23 protein-coding genes are annotated in these 24,175 nt (G+C 44.3%); 22 read left to right on the forward strand and 1 reads right to left on the reverse strand.

Features of this window, described 5'->3' with window-relative positions; all coding sequences use genetic code 11:
- The first annotated feature begins 4 nt into the window (after nt 1-4).
- Genes Selli1_RS08750 through Selli1_RS08760 form a run of 3 tightly spaced genes read left to right on the forward strand, consistent with a single transcriptional unit; the run spans nt 5 to nt 2,583 of the window.
- On the forward strand, nt 5-646 hold the full coding sequence (locus Selli1_RS08750; RefSeq protein WP_087166795.1) for an endonuclease III domain-containing protein: 642 nt from the start codon (nt 5-7) through the stop codon (nt 644-646).
- Nucleotides 647-663: 17 nt separating this feature from the next.
- Nucleotides 664-1,605: a putative ABC transporter permease gene (locus tag Selli1_RS08755; protein ID WP_281872747.1), complete on the forward strand. Its 942-nt coding sequence runs from the start codon at nt 664-666 to the stop codon at nt 1,603-1,605.
- An 18-nt stretch (nt 1,606-1,623) separates the two neighbouring features.
- Nucleotides 1,624-2,583: a DMT family transporter gene (locus tag Selli1_RS08760; RefSeq protein WP_087252238.1), complete on the forward strand. Its 960-nt coding sequence runs from the start codon at nt 1,624-1,626 to the stop codon at nt 2,581-2,583.
- Nucleotides 2,584-2,642: 59 nt separating this feature from the next.
- On the opposite strand, the gene Selli1_RS08765 is transcribed toward Selli1_RS08760, so the two are convergent.
- Nucleotides 2,643-3,506: an AraC family transcriptional regulator gene (locus tag Selli1_RS08765; protein ID WP_087252237.1), complete on the reverse strand. Its 864-nt coding sequence runs from the start codon at nt 3,504-3,506 to the stop codon at nt 2,643-2,645.
- Between the two features lie 163 nt (nt 3,507-3,669).
- Between Selli1_RS08765 and Selli1_RS08770 the strand changes: the two genes are divergently transcribed.
- From Selli1_RS08770 to Selli1_RS08855, 19 genes are all read left to right on the forward strand, one after another.
- Nucleotides 3,670-6,954, forward strand: a complete 3,285-nt coding sequence (locus Selli1_RS08770) for a DUF5107 domain-containing protein (RefSeq protein ID WP_087252236.1) — start codon at nt 3,670-3,672, stop codon at nt 6,952-6,954.
- Between the two features lie 13 nt (nt 6,955-6,967).
- Nucleotides 6,968-7,381, forward strand: a complete 414-nt coding sequence (locus tag Selli1_RS08775) for an ureidoglycolate lyase (RefSeq protein ID WP_087166800.1) — start codon at nt 6,968-6,970, stop codon at nt 7,379-7,381.
- Between the two features lie 277 nt (nt 7,382-7,658).
- The gene (locus Selli1_RS08780; RefSeq protein ID WP_087166801.1) at nt 7,659-7,871 is read left to right on the forward strand and encodes a FeoA family protein; all 213 of its coding nucleotides are present in this window, start codon (nt 7,659-7,661) and stop codon (nt 7,869-7,871) included.
- 49 nt (nt 7,872-7,920) lie between these two features.
- Nucleotides 7,921-8,139 carry a FeoA family protein gene (locus tag Selli1_RS08785; RefSeq protein WP_087252235.1) on the forward strand — a complete coding sequence of 73 codons (219 nt, stop codon included), beginning with the start codon at nt 7,921-7,923 and terminating at the stop codon, nt 8,137-8,139.
- 59 nt (nt 8,140-8,198) lie between these two features.
- Nucleotides 8,199-10,385, forward strand: coding sequence for a ferrous iron transport protein B (gene feoB / locus Selli1_RS08790; protein ID WP_281844235.1), 2,187 nt, complete (start codon nt 8,199-8,201; stop codon nt 10,383-10,385).
- A 127-nt stretch (nt 10,386-10,512) separates the two neighbouring features.
- A complete protein-coding gene (locus Selli1_RS08795) occupies nt 10,513-10,689 on the forward strand; it encodes a FeoB-associated Cys-rich membrane protein (protein WP_087166804.1) in 177 nt (58 codons plus the stop codon).
- A gap of 260 nt (nt 10,690-10,949) precedes the next feature.
- On the forward strand, nt 10,950-11,312 hold the full coding sequence (locus Selli1_RS08800; RefSeq protein ID WP_087166805.1) for a heavy-metal-associated domain-containing protein: 363 nt from the start codon (nt 10,950-10,952) through the stop codon (nt 11,310-11,312).
- A gap of 234 nt (nt 11,313-11,546) precedes the next feature.
- Nucleotides 11,547-12,749, forward strand: coding sequence for a class I SAM-dependent rRNA methyltransferase (locus Selli1_RS08805; protein ID WP_281872750.1), 1,203 nt, complete (start codon nt 11,547-11,549; stop codon nt 12,747-12,749).
- A 358-nt stretch (nt 12,750-13,107) separates the two neighbouring features.
- The gene (locus tag Selli1_RS08810; protein ID WP_087200714.1) at nt 13,108-13,761 is read left to right on the forward strand and encodes a response regulator transcription factor; all 654 of its coding nucleotides are present in this window, start codon (nt 13,108-13,110) and stop codon (nt 13,759-13,761) included.
- 4 nt (nt 13,762-13,765) lie between these two features.
- Complete coding sequence (locus Selli1_RS08815) at nt 13,766-14,704, forward strand: sensor histidine kinase (RefSeq protein WP_087200715.1); 939 nt, start codon at nt 13,766-13,768, stop codon at nt 14,702-14,704.
- A 75-nt stretch (nt 14,705-14,779) separates the two neighbouring features.
- Nucleotides 14,780-15,472, forward strand: coding sequence for an ABC transporter ATP-binding protein (locus Selli1_RS08820; protein WP_281844236.1), 693 nt, complete (start codon nt 14,780-14,782; stop codon nt 15,470-15,472).
- A gap of 3 nt (nt 15,473-15,475) precedes the next feature.
- Nucleotides 15,476-18,277 carry an FtsX-like permease family protein gene (locus Selli1_RS08825; protein WP_087252232.1) on the forward strand — a complete coding sequence of 934 codons (2,802 nt, stop codon included), beginning with the start codon at nt 15,476-15,478 and terminating at the stop codon, nt 18,275-18,277.
- A gap of 535 nt (nt 18,278-18,812) precedes the next feature.
- Nucleotides 18,813-19,235, forward strand: a complete 423-nt coding sequence (locus Selli1_RS08830; RefSeq protein ID WP_281872752.1) for a hypothetical protein — start codon at nt 18,813-18,815, stop codon at nt 19,233-19,235.
- Between the two features lie 23 nt (nt 19,236-19,258).
- The gene (locus Selli1_RS18520; RefSeq protein WP_334304928.1) at nt 19,259-19,441 is read left to right on the forward strand and encodes an IolE/MocC family protein; all 183 of its coding nucleotides are present in this window, start codon (nt 19,259-19,261) and stop codon (nt 19,439-19,441) included.
- 198 nt (nt 19,442-19,639) lie between these two features.
- Nucleotides 19,640-20,056, forward strand: coding sequence for a pyridoxamine 5'-phosphate oxidase family protein (locus Selli1_RS08835; RefSeq protein ID WP_087200721.1), 417 nt, complete (start codon nt 19,640-19,642; stop codon nt 20,054-20,056).
- Nucleotides 20,057-20,470: 414 nt separating this feature from the next.
- Entirely contained in the window at nt 20,471-21,094 is a 624-nt protein-coding gene (locus Selli1_RS08840) for a CHC2 zinc finger domain-containing protein (RefSeq protein WP_087200723.1), read from the forward strand.
- Nucleotides 21,030-22,397: a DNA primase family protein gene (locus Selli1_RS08845; protein ID WP_087252231.1), complete on the forward strand. Its 1,368-nt coding sequence runs from the start codon at nt 21,030-21,032 to the stop codon at nt 22,395-22,397. The genes Selli1_RS08840 and Selli1_RS08845 overlap by 65 nt, the downstream gene beginning before the upstream one ends.
- A 242-nt stretch (nt 22,398-22,639) precedes the next feature.
- Nucleotides 22,640-22,840, forward strand: coding sequence for a helix-turn-helix domain-containing protein (locus Selli1_RS08850; RefSeq protein ID WP_144018242.1), 201 nt, complete (start codon nt 22,640-22,642; stop codon nt 22,838-22,840).
- A 92-nt stretch (nt 22,841-22,932) separates the two neighbouring features.
- Nucleotides 22,933-24,075 (forward strand): site-specific integrase, encoded by a 1,143-nt coding sequence (locus Selli1_RS08855; RefSeq protein ID WP_087200728.1) that lies wholly within the window; start codon nt 22,933-22,935, stop codon nt 24,073-24,075.
- Nucleotides 24,076-24,175: the final 100 nt, after the last annotated feature.

Genomic DNA, 24,175 nt, shown 5'->3' on the forward strand with positions numbered 1-24,175 from the left:
AAAAATGACCAAAAAAGAGCTGACATTAGAAGTAATTGAAAGATTGAGAAAAGAATATCCGGACGCGGACTGCACGCTGGATTACAATGAGGCGTGGAAGCTTCTGATCAGTGTCCGGCTGGCGGCACAGTGCACCGATGCGAGAGTCAATGTGGTGGTGCAGGATCTGTATGCCCAATATCCGGATATCAACGCAGTGGCGGATGCACCTGTGGAAAAGATTGAAGAAATTGTGCGTCCGTGTGGATTAGGAAAGAGTAAGGCAAGAGATATCAGCGCCTGTATGAAGATCCTGAGAGACGAGTACGGCGGACAGGTTCCGGACGATTTTGACGCCCTGTTGAAACTCCCGGGTGTCGGCAGAAAAAGTGCAAACCTGATTATGGGAGACGTCTTCGGAAAACCTGCCATTGTGACCGACACGCATTGTATTCGTCTGGTAAACAGAATCGGTATTGTGGATGGCATCAAGGAGCCGAAAAAAGTAGAGATGGAGCTCTGGAAACTGGTGCCGCCGGAAGAGGGGAGCAGTTTCTGCCACCGTCTTGTTTACCATGGGCGGGATGTCTGTACAGCAAGAACAAAGCCGTACTGTGACAAATGCTGTTTAAGTGATCTGTGCGGAAAAAACGGGGTTGACAATTAATAAGGAGGAAAATGCGATTGACCTATCAATATACCTTTATTCAGTGGCTGCTGTTTTTCTTCATTTACTGTTTTCTCGGATGGGTATGGGAGAGCTGCTATGTTTCCATAAAGAAGAGGGAATGGATTAACAGAGGATTCCTGCACGGACCGATGCTGCCCATTTATGGAAGCGGTGCGATTATCGTGCTTTTATGTACAATTGGAGTAAGAGATCAGGTGATTCTGATATTTCTTTTCGGAATGACAGGGGCAACCATTCTGGAATACGTGACAGGGGCCTGCATGGAGCGGCTTTTCCGGGTACGGTACTGGGACTACAGCCATATGCCGCTGAATCTGAAGGGCTATATCTGTCTCCCGGTTTCGCTTGGCTGGGGTGTGTTTTCTGTGCTTCTTGTGCGGGTGATCCATGTACCGATTGAAAATCTGGTTCTCCAGATTCCGGAACGGATTGCAGAAGTAGTATCTGTTGTCTGTTCCTCCGCGTTTGCTGTGGACTTTACTCTGTCCTTCAGCGAGGCAATGGACCTGCGGGATATGCTGATCCGGTTAAGCGACAGCAACGAAAAGATCCAAAGACTGCAGAAGCGTCTCGAAGTTGTTTCCGCATTTGCGGAGGATGGACTGATGCAGTATCAGATGAAACGGGAAGAACGAAAGATGTCCCGGAAAGAATTCCTGGAAGGAATGATCGAACGGCAGAGAGAAAACCGTCGTATGATGCTTGTGGAGCTTATTGACAGAGTCAACGAGTCCATAGATGCCGGTCTGGAGAAGCGGGAAGAGCTTCAGAAAATTAAAACACAGATCGAGCAGGAATTTAAGAACATCGGCTCTTTGACGAACCGGGCGGCAAGACGTTCCGCAAGACTGCTGCACCGAAATCCGAATACGGTATCGAAGAGATATGCCGAAGCGTTAAAGCAGGTACAGGAAATGCTGAAGAAAAAGAAATAGGAATGAGGAAAAAACAACATGAAAAAAGAAAAGCTTTTGACCAACGGATGGGTGGTGGCCATCGGGGCCATCATCAGCTGTGCGTTGTGGGGAAGTGCTTTTCCGTGCATTAAAATCGGATATAAGCTGTTGAATATCGCCGCGGATGATGTCAGCACACAGATTTTATTTGCGGGGGTGAGATTTACACTTGCCGGCGTGCTGAGCATTGTATTTGAAAGCATCATAGAAAGAAGAGTACTGCTTCCGAAAAAAAGTTCCATTGGAAATATTCTGAAGCTGTGTATGATGCAGACGGTCATCCAGTACCTCTTCTTCTATGTTGGACTGGCACACTCAAGCGGGGTGACCGGATCGATCATCACGGGAACAAACAGTCTTCTGACGATTCTGATTGCCTGCTTCATCTTCCGCCAGGAAAAAATGACGCTTCCGACCATGATTGGGTGTGTGGTCGGTCTTGCCGGTGTCGTTGTAGCAAATCTTGGAGGGGGTTCCATCGGAACACAGATGCACCTTAATGGAGAGGGATTTGTCTTTATTGCGGCATTATTTTATGCGATCTCATCTATCTATCTGAAGAAATATTCGCAGCAGGATGATCCGGTCATGTTAAGCGGCTATCAGTTCCTTGTGGGAGGACTGATCCTTTCCGTGCTTGGATTTGCAACAGGCGGACGTCTGTCAGGATTTACCTTGCAGTCATCCCTTCTGCTTTTGTATCTCGGATTTTTATCCGCCATGGCTTACGCACTCTGGGGTATTCTTCTGAAATACAATCCGGTGTCCCGCGTAGCGATTTACGGCTTCACCAATCCGGTAATCGGGGTACTCTTATCAGCGTTGCTTCTTGGAGAAGGTGGCCAGGCATTTTCCGCAAAAAATCTGCTGGCACTGTTGCTGGTATGTACGGGAATTATTGTCGTGAACCTGTGGAAAAAGAAAGCAGGGGAACAAAAGGTGCCTCAGGCAGAATAAAATAAAGAAACTTTATTAAATCGGGAATGGTTTATTGGAATCATTCCCGATTTTTATGTTCAGAAGGCGGAAGGGGAGAGGGTGCCGCTTGAGCGATACTGGCTTGGAGTGCATCCTTCCCATTTTTTGAAGGTATTACAAAAACTGGTTTCGCTCTGAAATCCTGTACGAAACGCAATTTCTTTTATGGAAGTGCCGGAAGATTTTAAAAGAAATTTTGCTGCGGAAATCCGGGTGGCGATCAGATAATGGTGGGGTGTCATCCCGGTTTCTTTTGCGAAGATCCTTGTGAAATGGTATGGACTGACATTCGCCTGTTTTGCAAGTGTAGTCAGCGTGAGGGATTCATGAAAGTGTTCATTTATATAGGTGATGGTATCCGTAATAGAGGAAGTGCGAAGGGCGCTTCTCTTTTTGCTCTGCCCGGAAAAGAGAAGACTGTTTAAAATACGGGTAATATAATCGGAGAGAGCATGTTCTTCCAGCGGAGAAGAAGTGCAGAATATTTCATAAATCCGGGAGAGCAGGCCGCCTGGAACTTCCGGATGCGCAGGGGCAATAACAGGACCGCATTCAGACAGAATTTCATCATGGTAAGCGCGGGCGAGAGGACCGTCAAAATGCAGCCAGACAGCCTCCCAGGAATCCTCACTGCCATAGCTGTGAGGGTGGTAGCAGTCCAGCAGAACAAACTGTCCGGCTGAGGCGGTATAGGATTGTGAGCCAGCCGAAACAGTGCAGGTTCCTTTTGAAATATACATGATCAGAAAATTGTCAAAATGATTTCTTTCTATGAAATAACCCGGCTCATAGATAAAATATCCGGTCAGGAGCGGATAGAGGTAGAGCTTTCGGGCAAGGGCGCTTGGGGTGTAGACATAGTAGTCTGACTGAGGTGAAACTTTGAATTCGGTAGAACGCATATGATACCTCCATTTCTTTTAATGCTATTGTAAAGCAATTATCTGTAAAACGCAAAAGAAACAGCAATTTTTTTAAATAGATGAACAAGAAACAATAATGATTTCGCGGAAAATGCATATTACAATATGCTTAAAATAATAAATGCAGACGAGGAGTATCAATATGGAGGAAGTAAAGATCTGGGAAGAAGAGGTAGTCATTCCTACCTACGAGATTGGGGAACCGGATAAAAACCCGATGTTTCTGGAAAAGAGAGTCTATCAGGGCAGCAGTGGAAAGGTGTATCCTTATCCGACGATAGAAAAGATCAGTCAGGAAAAGACAGATAAAGTTTACAAGGCAGTATTTCTTGAGAATCAGTATATTAAAGTGATGATTCTTCCGGAACTTGGCGGACGGATCCAGAGGGCCTATGATAAGACGAACGAATATGATTTTGTATATTATAACCGTGTCATTAAGCCGGCGCTGGTCGGACTTCTGGGACCATGGATATCCGGAGGAATTGAATTCAACTGGCCGCAGCATCACCGGCCGACGACATTCATGCCGGTAGATTATCTGATTCAGGAACATGAAGATGGAAGTAAGACGCTTCTTGTCAATGATGTGGATCAGATGTATGGGACAAAAGGAATTGCAGGATTTACGCTGTATCCGGATAAGGCGTACATTGAAATCAGAGGACAGCTTTACAATCGGACCGCGCTGCCGCAGACCTTTCTGTGGTGGGCAAATCCGGCCGTTGCGGTTAACGACTACACGCAGTCAATCTTTCCGCCGGATGTACATTCGGTAATGGATCATGGAAAAAGAGATGTTTCCCGTTTCCCGATTGCCAACGGGGTGTATTATAAACACGATTACAGTGAGGGAGTTGACATTTCACGATATAAAAATATTCCTGTGCCAACTTCTTATATGGCAGAAAAGTCTGACTATGATTTCGTGGGAGGCTATGATTATCAGAAAGAGGCTGGAATTCTGCATGTGGCAGACCACCACATTTCGCCGGGCAAGAAGCAGTGGACCTGGGGATGCGGGGAATTCGGAAAAGCATGGGACCGGAATCTGACGGACGAGGATGGACCGTATATTGAACTGATGACGGGAGTATATACGGACAATCAGCCGGATTTTACATGGTTAAAGCCGTTTGAAGAGAAGACATTCTGCCAGTATTTCATGCCGTACAAGAAGGTCGGACCGGTAAAAAATGCGTCGATTCATGCAGCTTTAAATATGGAAGTACGAAAAGAGGGCCTGTATGTCTGCGTATATGGTACACAGCCATATGATGACGCGGAAATTGTGGTGACAAAACAAGGAGAAAGAATCTATTCGGAACGTTGTATGATCTCGCCGGTAGATATTTATGAGAAGGTGCTGGACATTACGGTGGAAAAAGAATCAGATCTCAAAGTACAGGTATTTTCAGGAGAAGAGCTGCTTGTTGAGTACCGGCCGGAAGATGCTGGAATTCCGGAGCTTGCAAAGCCGGCGGAGGCGGCAAAAGATCCGGAAGAGATTATGACAAATGAGGAACTGTTCCTCACCGGACAGCACATTGAGCAGTACCGGCATGCGACGTATCTGCCGGATCCATACTATCTGGAAGGATTAAAAAGGGATCCGGGTGATATACGAATCAATAACGCATATGGACTTCTGCTGATGCGAAGAGGATGTTTTGAGGAGGCTGAATCCTGTTTCCGGAAGGCGTTGCAGAGGTTGACCTGGAAAAATCCGAATCCATATGACAGTGAGCCGTACTATAATCTGGGACTGGCATTGTTTTATCAGGGGAAAATGGAAAAAGCTTTTGACGCATTTTATAAGGCAACCTGGTCAAATGAACAGCAGGAAATGTCCTTTTATTATCTGGCGGCGATTGAGTCGGGAAGAGGGCATTATGAGGCTGCGTTGGAGTTCGTCAACAAGGGGCTGGTGAAAAATGTGCATAATATCAAAGCAAGAGGTCTGAAAGCAGTGATATTGCGAAAGCTTGGGAAACAGGAAGAAGCAAAGCGGCAGATCGAAGAAAATCTGAAGGTGGATCCGTTCGACTTTGTGTCTATGTTTGAGAATGCTTTATTGGAAAAGGACAGTCCGGATGCACTCGCTGAGATGAATAAGCGGATGAGAAACTTTGGGGAATCCTATTTGCAGGCAGCCAGAGACTATGCAGAATCCGGAAATTATGAGGAAGCGGTTGCGATTCTGGCACAATGTACGGAAGAAAAGCCGATGCTTTACTATTACAAAGGGTATTATCTGCACTGCATGGGCAGTACCACGGAAGCGAAAGCGGTTTATGAAACAGCTGAAACGTGCAGTCCGCTTTACTGTTTCCCGAACAAGCTGGAAGATATTGCAGTATTGAAGGATGCGATCGCAGCCTGCAGTGATGGAGCAAAAGCATACTATTATCTGGGAAATCTTTATTATGACAAGCTGCAGTTTGATCGGGCTGTTGCTTTATGGGAGGAATCAGAAAAGCGGGATGACAGTTTCCCGACGGTTCATAGAAATCTGGCGATTGCTTATTATAATAAGAAAAAGGATCCGGCGAGAGCACAGGAAGAGCTGGAGCGGGCATATGAACTGGACGAGACAGATGCACGGGTGTTCCTGGAACTGGATCAGTTATATAAAAAGCTGGAAGTCCCGTTTGAACAGCGGATCCAGAATTATGAAAAGCATCCGGAAGTCATAGAAGAAAGAGATGACGTACGGATTGAATATATTACATTACAAAATCTGCTCGGAAACTACAAGAAAGCATATGAATCAATTATGTCCCACACATTTCGTCCATGGGAAGGAGCAGAAGGAAAAATTACGACTCAGTATAAGATTGCACTTCTTGAGATGGCAAAAGAATGTATTGATGTAAAAGAATACGGACAGGCAAAGGACTATCTTGAGAAGGCGCTCAGGTATCCTGAAAATCTTGGAGAAGGACGTCTGGAGGGAACGAAAGATAATCATATTTACTATTATCTGGGAATTTGCAATAAGGCGCTTGGAAAAGAGCAGGAGGCGCACGGATACTTTGAACGGGCTTCTCTGGGAGACATCGAACCTGCCGGAGTAATGTATTACTATGATCAGCCGGCGGATATGATTTTGTATCAAGGACTGGCAAAACGGGAGCTGGGTAAGGAAAAGGAAGCCAGATCACGGTTCTTTAAGCTGCTTGATTACGGGGAACAACATCTGAATGATGAAATGCGGATTGAGTATTTTGCGGTTTCCCTTCCGGATTTTCTGATTTTTGAAGATGACCTGAACAGGAAAAACAAGGCTCACTGCTGGTATTTAATGGGGCTTTCTTCTCTGGGACTGGGCGAACTTCAAAAGGCAGAAGGATTTTTTGACAAGGCGCTGTCATACGATGCCAATCATCAAAATGCACGGATGTACCGGAAAATGACCTTGAAATAGAAGGAGGAGAAGAATGAAAACATTACAGTATGTTCAAAGAGAAACATTTTTACCATATGGAGAGGTCCTGGAATTTCCGGCCGGCATAGAAGAAACATTCTGTATTATTACTACAGAAGAGAAGGAACCATGGCGGCTTGCCGTGTTCCGGTATACAAACAAAGAAATCCAACGGATGGAGTGTCACCCGACATCCCGGGAAAGTTTTGAACCGCTGCATGGGCTGACAGTTCTTGTGGTAGCAACGCATGAAAATCCGGAAGAATACGAAGCATTTATACTGGACAAGCCGGTATGCCTGAAGAAAGGGATCTGGCATCAGGTGCTGGCACTGACAGAGGAAGCACAGGTTAAGATTGTGGAGAATCTGGAAGTACAGTCCGAATTTTATGATCTGGAAAAAGCGATCCACGTTTTGGTAGGATAGATACCGCAAAGAAAACAGACACAGTGGAAAAGGCGTTGTAATCATGGACAGGAGTCTGTAATTACAGCGTCTTTTTGATAAATACCATGTATTTGACAGCCCCGAAGAGAAAGCGGATTCATGACCGATTGAACAGGAAACATAAAATTCTTAAATTATTAAAAAAGTATAAACACATGCTTGACAAAGGAAGTTAGTGGTAGTAAACTTGATAACAGTTAGAAAATGCTAACCATTTTCCGGAAGGAAAAAGATTCTAATAAGCGGAGGGGATTCTATGCAGCCATTGATTTTTTTACAGCAGGGTGATAAGGCCTGGATTAAACGCGTGGGCGGAGCTGAGGAAACAAAACGCTTTCTTGCGGGACTCGGATTTGTTGAAAACGCGGAAGTCAGTGTGATTTCCAAATTGAACGGGAACCTGATTGTAAATATCAAGGATTCCAGAGTCGCGATCAATGAAGATATGGCCAAACGCATAATGGTATAGTCTGACGGAAAACACCGGCTGTTTTTAACCTATAGGAAGGAGAAGAAATATGACATTAAAAGACGCTGAAGTTGGTTCAACAGTAGTAGTAACCAGAATTGAAGGAGACGGGGCATATAAGCGCCGGATCATGGATATGGGAATTACAAAAGGGAGCGAAATTTATATCAGAAAAGTAGCGCCTCTTGGAGACCCGGTAGAAATTACCGTGAGGGGATACGAACTCTCTGTAAGAAAAAATGATGCAGAGTGTGTACAGGTTAAGTAAAACTAACAATATTTTTTTAAACATGAGTTAACATAAACTAACTTTAGGAGGTAGGATTTATGGCAGTAAAAATTGCGCTCGCCGGAAACCCGAACTGTGGTAAGACGACGATGTTCAATGCCTTGACGGGAGCGAATCAATACGTTGGGAACTGGCCTGGCGTTACCGTTGAGAAAAAAGAAGGAAAGGTGAAGAGCAGAAAAGGGAAGGAGGAAGTGATCGTAACAGACCTTCCTGGAATCTATTCTCTTTCACCATATACACTGGAGGAAGTTGTCAGCCGTGATTATCTTCTGAATGAAGATCCGGATGTCATTATTGATCTGGTAGACGCGACAAACATTGAGAGAAACCTGTATCTGACAACACAGCTCATCGAGACAGGAATTCCGGTTGTAATCGCGTTAAACATGAGCGATCTTCTGGCAAAGAACAATATTAAAATCGACGTAAAAAGACTGAGCATGCTGATTGGCTGCCCGATTATTGAAACATCCGCCTTAAAAGGCACAGGATTGAATGAAGTGATTGACGAAGCCGTGAAAGTTGCGAAAAAGTCCGAACACAAGCTTCCGGGAGAAATCTTTGAAGAAGATATTGAAAAAGCGGTTTCTGACGTGCAGGGAATGCTGCCGGATTCTATCAGTGAAAACAAGAAAAGATGGTACGCGGTGAAACTTCTGGAGCGCGACAGCAAAGTCAAAGAAAGCAAGAAGTTTCCACATGCAGTATTAAATCAGGCAGAGACAGAGGCAAAAGAACTGGAAAAAGTACACGATGATGATATGGAAAGTATCATTACCGATGGACGCTATAATTACATACAGAAGCTTGTAGCATCTACTGTGAAAAAGGCAAAAGGACAGCTTACCGTCTCTGACAAGATCGACCGGATTGTGACAAACCGTATTCTCGGTATTCCGATTTTCCTTATAGTTATGGCGGTTGTGTACTACATTTCCGTTACGACAATCGGTACGATTGTAACAGACTGGACGAATGACGTTTTTGTAGTGGCAATTCAGGATGCGGTTTCATCCGGGCTTGGCGCGATCGGCGCAGGGGATCTTGTGACAGGGCTTGTTGTAGACGGCATTATCGGCGGTGTCGGCGCGGTACTCGGATTTGTACCGCAGATGGCAATTCTCTTCCTGTTCCTGTCTCTCCTTGAGGACTGCGGATACATGGTTCGTATCGCGTTCGTTATGGACCGTATTTTCCGTCACTTCGGGCTTTCGGGAAAGAGCTTTATTCCTCTTCTGATCTCTTCAGGATGCGGTATCCCGGGAATCATGGCCTCCAAGACTATCGAGCAGGATAATGACAGACGACTTACTATTATGACAGCAACCTTCATCCCATGCGGAGCAAAACTTCCGGTTATTGCCCTTATGGGAGGGGTTATGGCAAGCTATGCGACAGGAAGCTATGTGGCAGGCGGATTTGTTGCTCCGCTGATGTACTTCATCGGAATTCTGGCGGTACTTGTATCCGCAATCATTTTAAAGAAGACAAAACCATTTTCCGGAAAGCCGGCTCCGTTCGTAATGGAGCTTCCACAGTACCACATTCCGTCTGCAAAGACAGTACTGATGCATGTATGGGAAAGACTGAAAGGCTTCATTATTAAAGCCGGAACGATTCTCTTCCTCGCATGTGTAGTGATGTGGTTCCTCGGAGGATTCGGATTTGCAGACGGAGGATTCGGAATGGTAGAGGACAGCAACAACAGTCTCCTTGCGGTAATCGGCGGCGTGATCGCTCCGCTTTTTGCACCACTCGGCTTTGGGGAATGGCAGCCGGTGGCAGCATCCCTGTCCGGATTCACAGCAAAAGAAGCGATCGTATCCACGATGGGTGTTCTTGCGAACGTAGCAGGGGATACCGAAGATGCAGTTAACGTTGCACAGGGCGTGGCAGCATGGTTCCCGACAACCATCGCGGCATTCTCTTTCCTGCTGTTCAACCTGCTTGACTCTCCGTGCCTTGCAGCGATTGCCACAATGGCGCAGCAGATGCAGTCCAGAAAATGGTTCTGGTTTGCAATCGCATTCCAGAATATATTCGCATACCTTGTATGCTTAAGCGTATACCAGATCGGAAGCTTTGTAATGGGTGGAGCATTCGGAATCGGAACAGCAGCCGGATTTATCGTAGCAATCATTTTCCTGATTTTACTGTTCAGACCGGATCCGTACAAAAACCAGAAAGTCTATACCAAAACTTCTGTTCAGGCAGCAAGATAAGAGGTATAATAAAGAAAGCTGGCTATGATTTACCATGGCCGGCTTTCATGAACATTTCAAGAAATTATTATTAAACAATTCAGAAAGAACATACAAACACATATGAATAGAAGGAGGGAACAAAACCATGATAGCAGGTATTGCCGATATCATTATCCTTGCACTGGTACTTGGATATTGCGGATACATTATTTACAGAAAACATCAGGATAAAAAGAGCGGGAAAGGAGGCTGCGCAGGATGCAGCGGCTGCTCCGGTTCCTGCGCGGGCTGCAGCGCTTCCCTCTATCAGAAAAAGAAATAAACAGCCGAATGAAAACAGCCCGATTGTTCAGGAAAGAAGGTAGAAAAATGGGCGATACAAACTCCATGCTCTATGCCATCGGCGCATTCATTCTCATCTATCTCATTGCGATGGGAATTTACCAGCTGGTTCTCTGGATCAGAAAAAAACGGAAAAACCGATAGAACAGACAGCAGATTACAGATATTCAGTACGGATATTTAAAGTTATTACGGAGATTTTTTCCCAAAATGTAAAAGAAGAAATAAAGGAGTAAAAATATGGTAGACATCATTATCTTACTCATCGTATTAGTTATCATCATTTTCGCAGTCAAAGGAACCATTAAACACTTCAAAGGCGAAGGAGCCTGCTGCGGAGGAGGAAGCAAAGGACTGATCAAAACCGAAGAAAAGAAACTGCAGCATCCAAAAATCGGAGAAAAAACAGTAAAAATCTCCGGCATGCACTGCGAACACTGCGCAGAAAACGTGACCAGATCCATCAACAGAATCGACGGCGCAGCCGCCAAAGTAAGCTTCAAAAAATCACAGGCCATCGTATCCTACGACCGCCAGATCTCAGACGACGACATCCGGAACGCCGTCAAAAAAGCAGGCTACGAAGTAGTAGAAATTATATAATTTTTCATTAACGGGGACGTGTTCCGATGCATCGGAACACGTCCCCGTTGGTGAAATTGTAGAATGTTTTTGAAAGTGTTGTGTTTTCTGGGATTGGGGTGGTTTTTAATGGATTTTGACCTGTCCCCGATGGTGAATTTTCAGAAGATTCGGAATATATGGAAATGGGAGACGGGATCAGGGGGATGTGATATGATAAGGGAGAATTGAAAGTGAAAGATGGGAGATTGAGATATGAGTTTTGCTGTTGTGACGTTGAAAAAGGGGGAGGGCCGGATGTTGAAGTCCGGTGGTGCCTGGATTTTTGATAATGAGATCGATAGTGTATTGGGTGAGTTTGATGATGGGGATATCGTGCTTGTCCATGATTTTGACGGGTATCCGATGGGCAGGGGATTTATTAACCGGCATTCAAAGATTCGTGTGCGGATGCTGACGAGGAATATTGATCAGGAGATTGATGAGGAGTTTTTCTGTATGCGCCTGAAAGATGCATGGGAGTACAGGAAAAAAACGGTGGATACATCGAGCTGCCGGATTGTGTTTGGCGAGGCGGATTTTCTTCCGGGCATGGTGATTGATAAGTTCTCGGATGTGCTGGTGTTTCAGGCGCTTGCTCTGGGAATTGACCGATATAAGGAACTGTTGATTGAGCTGCTCCGGGAGATTCTTTTGGAGGATGGTATCAGGATCCGCGGTGTGTATGAGCGCAGTGACGCGAAGGAGAGAGAGAAGGAAGGACTGAAAAAGGTGAAAGGATTCCTCGGAGAGGAATTTGATACGAATGTTGAGATCGTGGAGAATGGTGTCCGTTATATTGTGGATGTGAAGGATGGCCAGAAGACCGGATTTTTCCTGGATCAGAAGTATAATCGTCTGGCGATTCAGAAGCTCTGCAAGAATGCAAAGGTGCTGGATTGTTTTACACATACCGGATCGTTTGCACTGAATGCGGGAATTGCGGGCGCGGAGAGTGTGCTTGGTGTGGATGCGTCGGATCTGGCGGTAAATCAGGCCAGGGAGAATGCGGATCTGAACGGGCTTTCTGACCGGGTGAAATTTATCAGCCGGGACGTGTTTGAACTGCTTCCGGAGCTGGAGAAGCAGGGAGAAAAGTATGATGTTGTGATTCTGGATCCGCCGGCGTTTACGAAGTCCAGAAGTTCGATTAAAAATGCGGTGAAAGGCTACCGGGAAATCAACCTGCGTGGCATGAAGCTGGTAAAAGACGGTGGTTTTCTTGCAACCTGTTCCTGTTCTCATTTCATGGATTATGAGCTGTTTACAAAGACGATCGCGCAGGCCGCTAAAAGCGTCCACTGTCGGCTCAGACAGGTGGAATTCCGGACACAGGCACCGGACCATCCGATCCTCTGGGCGGCGGATGAATCGTATTATCTGAAGTTTTACATCTTCCAGGTGTGCGATGAGAAATAGGGTGCAGAGGCATCCGGAAATCCTTGATTTATAAGGATTTAAGGTAATGTGGCAATGGAGAAAAAATATCGTAACCTGTTGTCGGATGGTGCAATTTTTTAGAAAAATGGTGTAGTAAATGGTGTAGTGCCAGAATGTAAAAATGAAAATGGTGTAGTACATTGACAGGAACCTGAAACCTGATAATTCATCGTAAAAGAACATATAGAAATACCCTGACAGGTCTTTGAAGCACAGGATGCCTGACAGGGTATTTTTCAGCTTTTTGGAAATATGTGAGAAGAAAAATGAGTGGTCATTTAACGGGCAGAGAAGTATAATCAGATTGACTGGCAGATAAAATAAGAGGTTTATAAGTATGATGATTGGAATTATAGAAGATGACCGCCTTCTGAATCAGGCATTGAATCAGTATTTGACAGATAATGGATATTCCACTGTTTCTGTTCATTGCAAAAAAGAAGCATTGGATATATCTGTTGAAGACATGGACTTGTTTGTAATAGATATTGGACTTCCGGATGGGAATGGAATCAGTTTATATCGTGAACTGACTTCTGAGAGAAGAATTCCGGCGATTTTTCTGACGGCTAGAGACGAAGAAAAGGATATGATCGAGGCCTTTGAAAGCGGAGCGGATGATTATGTCGTAAAACCATTTTCTATGAGGGTGCTTCTGAAACGAATAGAAGCGGTTCTTAAGAGGCATAAAGAGGGCAGCATGCTTACCTGCGGCGACATTACTTTATATCCGGAAAAAAAGAAAGTGTTTTCAGGAAACGAAGAAATTATCCTGACAGCAAAAGAATATCATCTGCTGACTCTCTTTATGGAAAATCAGGGACAGGTATTGACAAAGGAAAATATTCTGGACAGGATCTGGGGACTTGACGGAGCGTTTATAGAAGAGAATACTGTAAGTGTCACGATCAGCCGGCTGAAGAAAAAGCTGGGCGGCGATCGGTCGCATATAAAGAATGTTTTTGGTCTAGGTTACCGCATGGGGGAATAAGAAAATGTATTTGACAACATTGCTTTCTTTTTTGATCGGAATCATCATGGGCGGATGTGCCGTATATATCCGCCAGAAGAAACTGCGCATGGAGGAACTGAAAAAAGCAGCGTCTATGACGGAGGATATTCTGGCAGGCAGAAAACTTTTTGTGTCTTCTCCGGGTGATGAACTTATGCTATCCAGGATCGAAAATCAGCTGGTACGCATTCAGGAGATGTTAGAGGGTAGGAGAAAAGAAGCGGAAAAGAGCCGGGATGAAATCCAGAAACTGATCTCCGAGGTTGCCCACCAGATGAGGACGCCGTTGGCAAATATTGAAAGTTATACCTGTCTTTTGGGGAATGCAGTCGAGGATGTGCTGACGGGGGAGAAAGAGATGGAACAGATCAGCGGGCAGTACATATCTTCCCTGGAAGAAAGTGAAAAGAAATTGCATTTTCTGGTAGACAGTTTCGTGAAGATGGCCCGCTTGGAACACCATGTCATTCAGATCCGTAAAAATGAATGTGATCTGTGCAGGACGATCCAGAACACCTTTGGCCAGATCCAGAACAGGGCGGAGGAAAAAGAAATTCAATTTCACATTGACATGCCGGAACGGGCAGTCTGCAGCCACGACCCTAACTGGTTGGGTGAAGCGATCTATAATATTCTGGACAATGCGGTGAAATACAGTGGACAGCGGGGGATTGTCGAAGTTATATTGGCGCAGAATGAACTGTATTTTAAGTTACAGGTCCGGGATCACGGAATTGGAATTGAAGAGGGGGAAGAAAATCTGATTTTTCGTAGATTTTATCGGGGACGGCGTGTTACCATCCAGGAAGGATTTGGGATTGGGCTTTACCTTGCAAGAGAGATCATCCATTTGCACGGAGGATTTCTGACGGCAAAGAGGGCGGATTTTGGACTGATCATGGAAGTAAATCTTCCTTTATAAGATTAATCATGGATTTTGTCAGTAATTTGTAAGATTTACTGTATATACTGAAAAAACAAAAACAGGAGATTTGATATGGATATGATAAATGCAGTAAATCTGAAAAAATATTATGTTACAGATACTTATGAAGTTCATGCTTTGGATGGAGTCTCGCTGACGGCTGAGGACGGCGAATTCCTTGCGGTGGTCGGAACCTCGGGCAGCGGAAAGACAACACTTCTGAATATGCTGGGTGGTTTGGATGTACCCGATTCCGGGGGAGTCTGGATCCGGGGCAGCAGTCTGAAGGATATGGACCGGGAGGAGCGCACAGTCTTTCGGAGACGGAATATTGGATTTGTTTTTCAGCAGTATAATCTGATTCCGTCTCTCAGTGTTTATGAAAATATCGTACTTCCCCTCAGGCTGGACGGTCAGGGCGTGGATGAAAGTTTTTTTGAAGAGATTACTGGTCTTTTGGGTCTTTCGGATAAATTAGACCGGCTGCCAGGCACGCTCTCCGGAGGTCAGCAGCAGAGAACGGCAATCGCAAGGGCGCTTCTTACGAAACCGGCGGTTCTGTTGGCGGATGAACCTACGGGAAATCTGGATTCTGTTACCGGCATGGAAGTGACGGGACTTCTGAAATCCTGCGCTTCCAGATTCCATCAGACCATGATCGTTGTGACGCATCAGGAGGCGGTGGCCCAGATGGCAGACCGGATCATCCGGATGTCAGATGGACGGATCTGTGAGAACTGCGGGAAGTTCACACAGGAGGGGTAGCTTATGGAAAGAAAAAATTATACCCCGAATGATAACCGGAATGTGATTCGTATGCTTTCTGTCCGGTACGCCGGATCGACCAAAGGAAGAAACAGGATTCTTTTTCTGGCTGTAGTTCTATCTGTCGTTACGCTGACCATGGTATTTGGCATCACCCGCGGAAAGATCCGTGCGGAGGAGATGCGCACAATCCGGACAGCCGGCACGGCGGCATCCGGGACAGTGGAAAAAGGAAGTACATCCCAGTATACCCGTTTAAAATCCTTGAGTTATATAGAGCAGGCAGGAAGATGCATGACGGTAGGACCGGCAGAGCCAGCAAAAACAGATACTGTTCAGGAGAATACAGAAAAGTCGGTCTGTACAATAAAATGGGTGGATACAGATGCCTGGGAAAAGCTGATCTGTCCGGCTTATACAAAAATCTATGGAAGTTATCCTGAAAAGGAACAGGAGATTATGCTTTCAGAAAAGGTTCTGGTAGCTTTTGGAATAAGGAATCCACAGAAAGGGATGGAAATACAACTTACGGTTTCTTATGGATTATTTCAAACTTCAGATGAAACCTTTATCCTGAGCGGATGGTTTGCCGATCATGGTATTGAGAATGCGCCGGGGTACATTTCGGAGAAGAAACTGGCCGACTGGGGAATTCGGTCAAAGGAAGAGGCGGATCTGATTTTCCGCCAGTCAGACCGCCTGGGATGGCAGGAGACAGAAACGCGTTTATATGAAGATCTGCAGATGAGAAATCAGGAACAGAAGATTACTGTAAGCGACACTGCGGTACATCAGGCTGTAGAAGGTATTATGGGCGGTTATGAAATAGCAGTTCTTGGGACAGTGATCGTTCTGTGCGGCATCTTTTTTCTGTGCCACAATGTACTGCAGATTTCCATGGCGGGAGACATTCGGCAGCTGGGGCTTTTAAACACGATCGGAGCAACACAGAAGCAGGTTTCAAAAATTTATTCCCATCAGATTTTGCAGATTCTTGTCCCCGGGACAGCGACCGGCGCTGCATTATCGGCGGTTTTGCTGGCAAGAATTATCCCGACGGTCCTGAGCAGTGAGTATCTTCGGAAGATTGGCGGCGGGGAGGGACTCCGCATTTTTCATCCGGTAATTTTATTACTGGCGATTTTCTTTACAGACGGAATTGTTCTGGCTGCGTCGGCCGGAGTAATCAGGAGAACAGTGAAAATGTCCTGCGCGGAAAGTATCCGCTACACAGAAGTATCGGCCGGGAAACGGCCGGGATCCCGGTATCAACAGAAAAGGAATTCTGTTTTCGGAAAAAAGAAACGCAGTCCAGCCGGGGAAATCCGTTATCTGGCTGGAAGAAATATTGCCGGTTACAGGAAACGGTTTATCATGACGGTACTTTCCCTTTTTCTTGGATTGGAAACGTTTATCTGGGCAGTTGTGATCACGTCCGGAAGCGATTATGAACATGTAATTGAAAAACGGCCGGATTTTCTGATCGCAGGGCAATTCAGTGCATGGGGGCGAGAGAGGGGATACGGGGAAGAATATCAGACCCGGGACGCCGGCCAGGACCCTATGCTGACCGAAGGGAGTTTCTTTGCTCTGTTGTATGATAATGAATATGATGAATTTTCACCGATATCTTCGGATGTCAGAAAAAAATTGATGGGTATCGATGGTTTGAATCTGGAAGAATCGTATATTATGGAAGGCGCTTATCTCGATACGGTTATTTCGAGAAAGGGAATTAAACCTCTGAACGAATCTTCTGCCGGTGACAAGGAAGATCAGGAAATGCTCGAAGGATGGTCTGAAGACGTGGTTCAGATCCTCGGGGACGATGAAATCGAATTACTTACAAAATACGTGAATGACAAAGATCTTGCGGTTGATATGGAGTCCTTTGCAAGTGGTACTGGAGTGTTGATTCTTCACGATCATGCGTTGTCTAAGGGACAGGAACAGTTTGCGCAGGAAAGCGTGGGAGAGCCTGTATATTTTGAAACCTTGCGGTCAAGAGCAGACCAGATCTGGTGGAGCAGTATGACCGATACAGAACGAATGGAACAAGGGGAAGAAGGTAATTTTCAGACAAGACAGTCTGAAGAATTCAGCCTGTGCGGCTATCTGGATAACCAGGCGGATGATTTCCCTGATATTCGCCAGACCTGGCATGGTTCAGAAGGAAATCTGTACTTTCTGATTAGCGAACAGGGGTTTGAAAAAATACCTACAGAAAAGAAAACATTGTACATGGAGCTGGAGATTGACCGGGAAAAAGAATCAGCGGTAAATGCTGAAATCCAGAAGATTATTTCAGAAGAGAATCAGCGCCGGAGCTTGATGACAGAGACTTCTTATGACAGGGGAAGCGGAGAAGCCGGAATCTTCTGTATCAGTAAATCGGATCTCATGAGCGAAGCGGCATCGTATATTCAAGGGAACAGGATGATTCTTGGCAGTATAAGTGTTGTTCTTCTGCTGGCAGGTTTTACAAATTATTTCAATATCATGGTCACAGGTTTTCTTACAAGGAAAAGGGAACTGTCTGTGATGGAGAGTGTAGGTATGACAGAAAGACAGAAAAGAAAACTGATCATAGCTGAAGGTAGTTATTACTGTCTGTTCACTGCCGGTCTGTTACTGACTATGGGGATGGCTGTGCTGATTCCGGTTCGATATTATATGGAACAGAGGCTTTCCTATTTTGTGTTCAGCTGGCCGATATGGGAAGTGATGATTTTGATCGGTGGACTTATTGTAATAAACCATGTAAATGCATGGGTAATATGTCGGATGAGGAAAGCAAAAAAATAGGAATATCAAATCAGTTTCACTTGCGCTCTTTGGATGGTCGGTTTCTTGACAGGGCAGGAATTTGGGTCATGTTTCGGTATCATTTTTTGAAATTTTCGTAGGTTTACATGAGCTTTTTTGACGGCGGGTATAGTCAGCTTAGGATTATTCTGCCGATTGCTTTAACTGATGATTTTGTAGCATTTCGGTGTCGTTTCTGAATATAGTTACCGGGGTAAGTTATTGCGGACGCTATCAGTTATAAGTGTAGCTGATCAACGAGGGCTTGGGGAAATCGTAATCCCCAACAAGATGCCGACCACGGATCATACAAAAGACAGAAAATCTGTTTTTGTATTACCGGGGTGGATCTTGCCCTTATAAAACTGCAAGCTCTCTCATTTAATATAACTAAAGGCAGAAAAAATTCGGGGAATGCTTGAGAAAAAATAAAAAGATGTATCCAAGTATCAGAACAGTTTGAAAATTATAGTGATTTATGAAAAAATAAAGTATAATCAAATTAACGAATTCGGATTTATAAAGGGGACTGACTATGGTAGGAATCTATGATTGTTTCGGTTATGGTGGTAGTTTTGATGTGTCTTTTGAAGATAGATACAAATTAATAAAATGGGCTGGATTTGATTGCGTGATGTTATGGTGGAGCGACAAGTTCGGAAGGGGGACGGGATATCAGGAGGACGTTCGCCTTGCCCAAAATGCTGGATTGGAAATAGAGAATATGCACACACCAGTCCATGAACAGAATCATTTATCATCAGATGATTTGAATGGAGAAAGCGTCTACCAAACATATCTCCAGTGTGTAGAAGATTGCGTCGACTTTCATATCCCTACAATGGTGATTCATCTACCCGATGATCAATATCCGGTTAACGAACTGGGGTTAAATAGATTGCAGAATATTATTCATAAGGCAGAAAATGAAGAGATTCAAATTGCCTTTGAAATTTAGCAAATATAAATAATCTGGATCGTGTGTTGAATACTTTTCAGTCAAAATTTGTAGGCTACTGTTATGACAGTTGTCATCATCAAAACCATGCATCTGATATTGATTTGCTGAACAAGTATGGTAAACGTTTAATGGCGTTACATTTGCAGGATAATGGAGGAAAGCATAATCAGCATCAGCTTCCTTTTGATGGTAATATTGATTGACAAGAAGTCATGAGGAAAATAACGCTCACAGGCTATCAAGGTGCGACAACTCTGGAACCTATGAATTGGGATTATGAAGATTTATCTATTCAGGAATTTTTAGTTTGTGCATATCAAAGAGCAAAACAGTTAGATGATATGAGAAACCTGTAAAGTCCAGTTTATGAAACTGAATAAATAAGAAAAGGAGATGGTCTTGTGAAAAAATTGAGTGAAGATGCTGAAAAAATAATGAGGGAACGTTTTGGAAAAGATACCATTATTGCATTGGCAACAATAGAAAATGCGGTGCCTTTTGTGCGTTATGTAAATGCCTATTATGAGAATGGCGCGTTTTATATTATTACATATGCACTTTCAAATAAAATGAAGCATATAAAAAACAACCCTGCTGTTGCAATAGCCGGGGAATGGTTTACAGCACATGGAAAGAGTATCAATTTGGGATATTTTGGGAAAGAGGAAAATTATCAAATTGCCGAGAAATTGAAAAATGTATTTTCTGAGTGGATTGACAATGGACATAATAATTTTGATGATGAGAATACAATAATTTTATGCATAGAATTAACAGACGGGCTGTTACTCTCGCATGGAACAAGGTATGAGTTTTAGTTCTCAACTTTCGGTTTGAGGAAATGAATTATGTTTTAAAGAAGAACGGTTTGAAAATCTTCTCAAAAATATGCTGGAATAGTTAAAATATGTTGAAAGTAATATTCTATATGAGCCGGGCGGCACGAAACTGCCCGGCTTTTAATATGCGTAAATTTACTCCTGCAATTCTATATAGATTTTTAAAAAATTATTCTTTTCGTTTGTAAAACGCCCATCCTCTTCCCTTATAAGTGAAGGGAAAAATATTTGGGTGACAAAAGCGAGGATCATATTTGATTCCTGTATCGTAAAAAAATAATTAAGAAATTTGAGTTCACCTTGTAAAATTCCCCCTCCCCGTTGGGTTAAGTGAAGGGAAAAATATTTTTTTCCTTTCAGAGACTGTCGATAAATGAAAGGAAGGGATATGAAATGAACGTATTTGAAGCAGTCAAAAACACTGTAACGGCAAGGCAGGCAGCTGAATATTACGGGATCAAGGTGACGAAAAATGGAATGGCATGCTGTCCGTTCCACAGAGACAGACATCCCAGTATGAAACTGGATCAGAGGTTTCATTGTTTTGGTTGCCAGGCGGACGGAGATGTGATTGATTTTACAGCTGCATATTTTGGATTATCTGTCCGGCAAGCTGCCGAGAAATTGGCAAAGGATTTCGGAGTCCGGTATGAGGTACAGCGTCCGCCGGACAGAGGAAAATGCAAAAGGATTGTGACAACAGCATCACTGGAGCGGAATTACGGGAAACTGGAACGGATCTGTTTTTCTATTCTCGGGCAGTATCGGGAGCAGCTTCAGTTTTGGAAAGAACTTTATGCACCAAAGAGACCGGATGAAGAATGGGTTTCCAGATTCTGTGAAGCTCTGGACAGGCTGACCAGAGTTGAGTATCTGATGGATGTCCTGTTGTATTCACCGCTGGAAAAACGGGTGGAACTGCTGTTGTCCGCCGGAAAGGAGATTACGGGGTATGCAGGAAGACTTCAAAAGCCTGAAACCGGAACAGCTGGAAGCTCTGAAAACACTTCTAGGTAAAACGGACACTGCGGAGTCATCCGAATTTGCGGACTGGTTCGATGGAAATAAGATTGATGAGATTGCTCTCTGTGAATATCTGCTCCGGAAGAAAGAACGGAAATGTATTCACGGCAGGCTTTATGATCTGGATGGTGAGATTGAAGATGAAACCGCCCGAAAAGAAATTTTAGATGAGATCCGGCCTTATCAGAAAACCAATGTTGCCAAAACTGTAGAGCGTATCCTAAACACGCTGAAATTAATGTGTCAGTGTGAAAGGCCGCCAATCAGGGAAGACAGGATTCATTTCCACAACGGGACGTATCATCTGGCAGGATATTTTTCAGAAGAAAAAGAATGGACAATGAACCGGCTCCCTGTCAGATATAATCCGGGCGCTCCGGCGCCGGAGAAATGGCTGGCTTTTCTGGATGACCTGTTGGAAAAAGAGGATATTCCGGTACTTCAGGAATTCATGGGTTATGTGATGATCCCCAGCAACCGCGGTCAGAAAATGCTTCTTATGATTGGAAAAGGCGGTGAAGGGAAAAGCCGGATCGGACGGGTGCTGCGGGCTATTCTAGGAGACAACATGAATACAGGGAGCATTCAAAAACTAGAGAATGACCGGTTTAACCGTGCCGACCAGGAAGGAAAACTTCTGTTCATGGATGATGATATGAGGACAGAAGCCCTGCCTTCCACAAACAATATTAAAAGCATCGTCACGATGGAGGATAAGATTGATCTGGAAAGAAAAGGGAAACAGAGTGTACAGGGGATTTTGTATGTGCGCATTATCTGCTTTGGTAATGGTTCACTGAAATCCCTCCATGATCAGTCCTATGGATTCTACCGCAGACAAATTCTCCTGACGACGAAAGAGCGTCCTGCTGACCGGAAGGACGACCGGTATCTGGGGGACAAACTGATCCGGGAGGCAGAAGGAATCGCGCTGTGGTGTCTGGAAGGGCTTCACAGGCTGATTCGGAACGGATTTGAATTCAGCATCAGCGACCGGGCAAAGAAGAACCTGAAGGATCTAATGGAAAATGAGAATAACATCATTTCGTTTCTGAATTCTTCCGGATACGTGAGAAGGGCAGAAGGAACCTATGCCAGCTCCAGACAGCTCTATTTTGCCTATCGCAAGTGGTGCGAAGATAATCTGGAAAGACCCAGGGCAGAGAATACCTTTAAGAAGTATCTGAATGAGAATGCACAGCCGCTGGGGCTGACTTATGATAAGAATCTTCCCGGGAACAACGGGAAGACAGTACGCGGGTTCCGTGGGATCCATGTGGCAATCCGTACAGAGTAGTGAAAAATAATCCAGGCGTTTCAGGCATTCCAGGTGGGTAAAAAGGAATTACTTTTTATTTTATAATTTATTTTTCTCTAAAGAGTGAAAATAAACCGCCTGAACTGCCTAAACCCTGAAAAATAAAGCAAAATTGAAGTTTGTAAATTGCCTGAAGACTGCCTGGGAAGTGTCTGAAAGTATAATGTATTAAGACGGCTTCTTCCTGTCAGGTATTTTTCAGGAGGGAAGGAGATATATTTATGACCAATATCCCAGTAAGGGAAAGAAAAATAGAAAAGCAATTATTGAATATTAAGGAAATTTGTCTTTATCTTGGAATCGGGCAGACGAAAGCCAGGGAACTGGTAAGAGGGAATAATGGCTTTGGCGTTCAGATCGGGAACAGATGGTATGCTAATAAAAAAGAACTGGACAGATGGCTTGAAAAAAATACGGCATAAATATCGCGGATTTAAACAAATAAACAGGAACCTGTGGTATAGTAAAGTATGGGTAAACAGGTTCCTGTTCAATGTGAAGAAAGGAAATATTTATGGGAAAATCATTGAACGGGAAAGAACTTGGAAAAGGAATCACACAAAGGAAGGATGGAATATATCAGGCCAGATTTACGAACAGATTCGGAAAGCGCCAGACGCTGTACGCCTCTACAGTGACAGAAATCACAAAGAAGTTGCGGGAAGAGCAGTTCAACGATGATAAACAGCTCAACGTAATTTCGACCGGTATGACCCTGGATGAATGGTATGAAAAATGGATCACAACATGTAAGAAACATTGCAGAGATACAACAAAAAGGACCTATGCAATCCAATACAACCGCCTTCGTGAGAGCCTGGGCTGGAGAAAGCTGACCAGATTAAATCTGATCATACTTCAGGATGCATTTAATCAGCTGGCTACAGACGCCATGCGGTGCGATTGCAAAGCGCTTCTTGTAGATATGCTCAACAGGGCTGTGGAAGCGGATCTTCTACATAAAAATATTGCAGTCGGCATAAATCCGATTATCGAAAATGAATATAAAGAAGAAAAGCGAATTCTCAGCGATGCGGAAATAAATATTATCCTGGAAGAGTCTAAAGGCGGGCAGCTGTATCCGTTTTTTGTGGTCGCTCTGGGAACCGGAATGCGTATGGGAGAAATCCTCGGACTAACCTGGGATTGTATTGATATGGAAAATGGCACAATACTGGTAGATAAAACACTGTGTTATCTGCCGGAAGACGGGAAAGCTATATATGAATTTCATCAGCCGAAAACAAAAGCCGGGAAGAGAATGATTCCGATGACAGTAGAAGTCCGGGATGTTTTTCAGGAAATGAAATTGCGAAAAGAGCGTATTGCCGTTCGCCATAATCCCCGCATCGGAATGGAAAACCTTGTGTTTTGCAGCAAGACAAACAATCCTATCAATGAGGCAAATATCAGAGGAGCTCTTCGTTATCTGATTAAAAAAATAAACAGAAAGTATCCGGATCTGAATTTTGAACCCTTCACCCCGCATGGTTTACGGCACACGTTCGCTACGAAAGCTATTGAAAAAGGCATGCGTCCCAAAACATTACAGAAGATTCTGGGGCATAATTCCCTGCAGATGACAATGGATCTGTATTGTCATGTGGAAGAGCATACCTTAAAGGAAGAGATGGCGTTGATAGGAAAAGTGGTGTAGTAGTGGTGTATTAAGGGGCACAGTATATGGAAATGCCTTGCTAGACGGGGGATGCAGGGCATCAGCCTGAAGTTTTATATTTTTCAGGTCTGTCGTGACC

This window comes from Sellimonas catena, from assembly GCF_027924685.1.
GTDB classification, from domain to species: Bacteria; Bacillota; Clostridia; order Lachnospirales; family Lachnospiraceae; genus Sellimonas; species Sellimonas catena.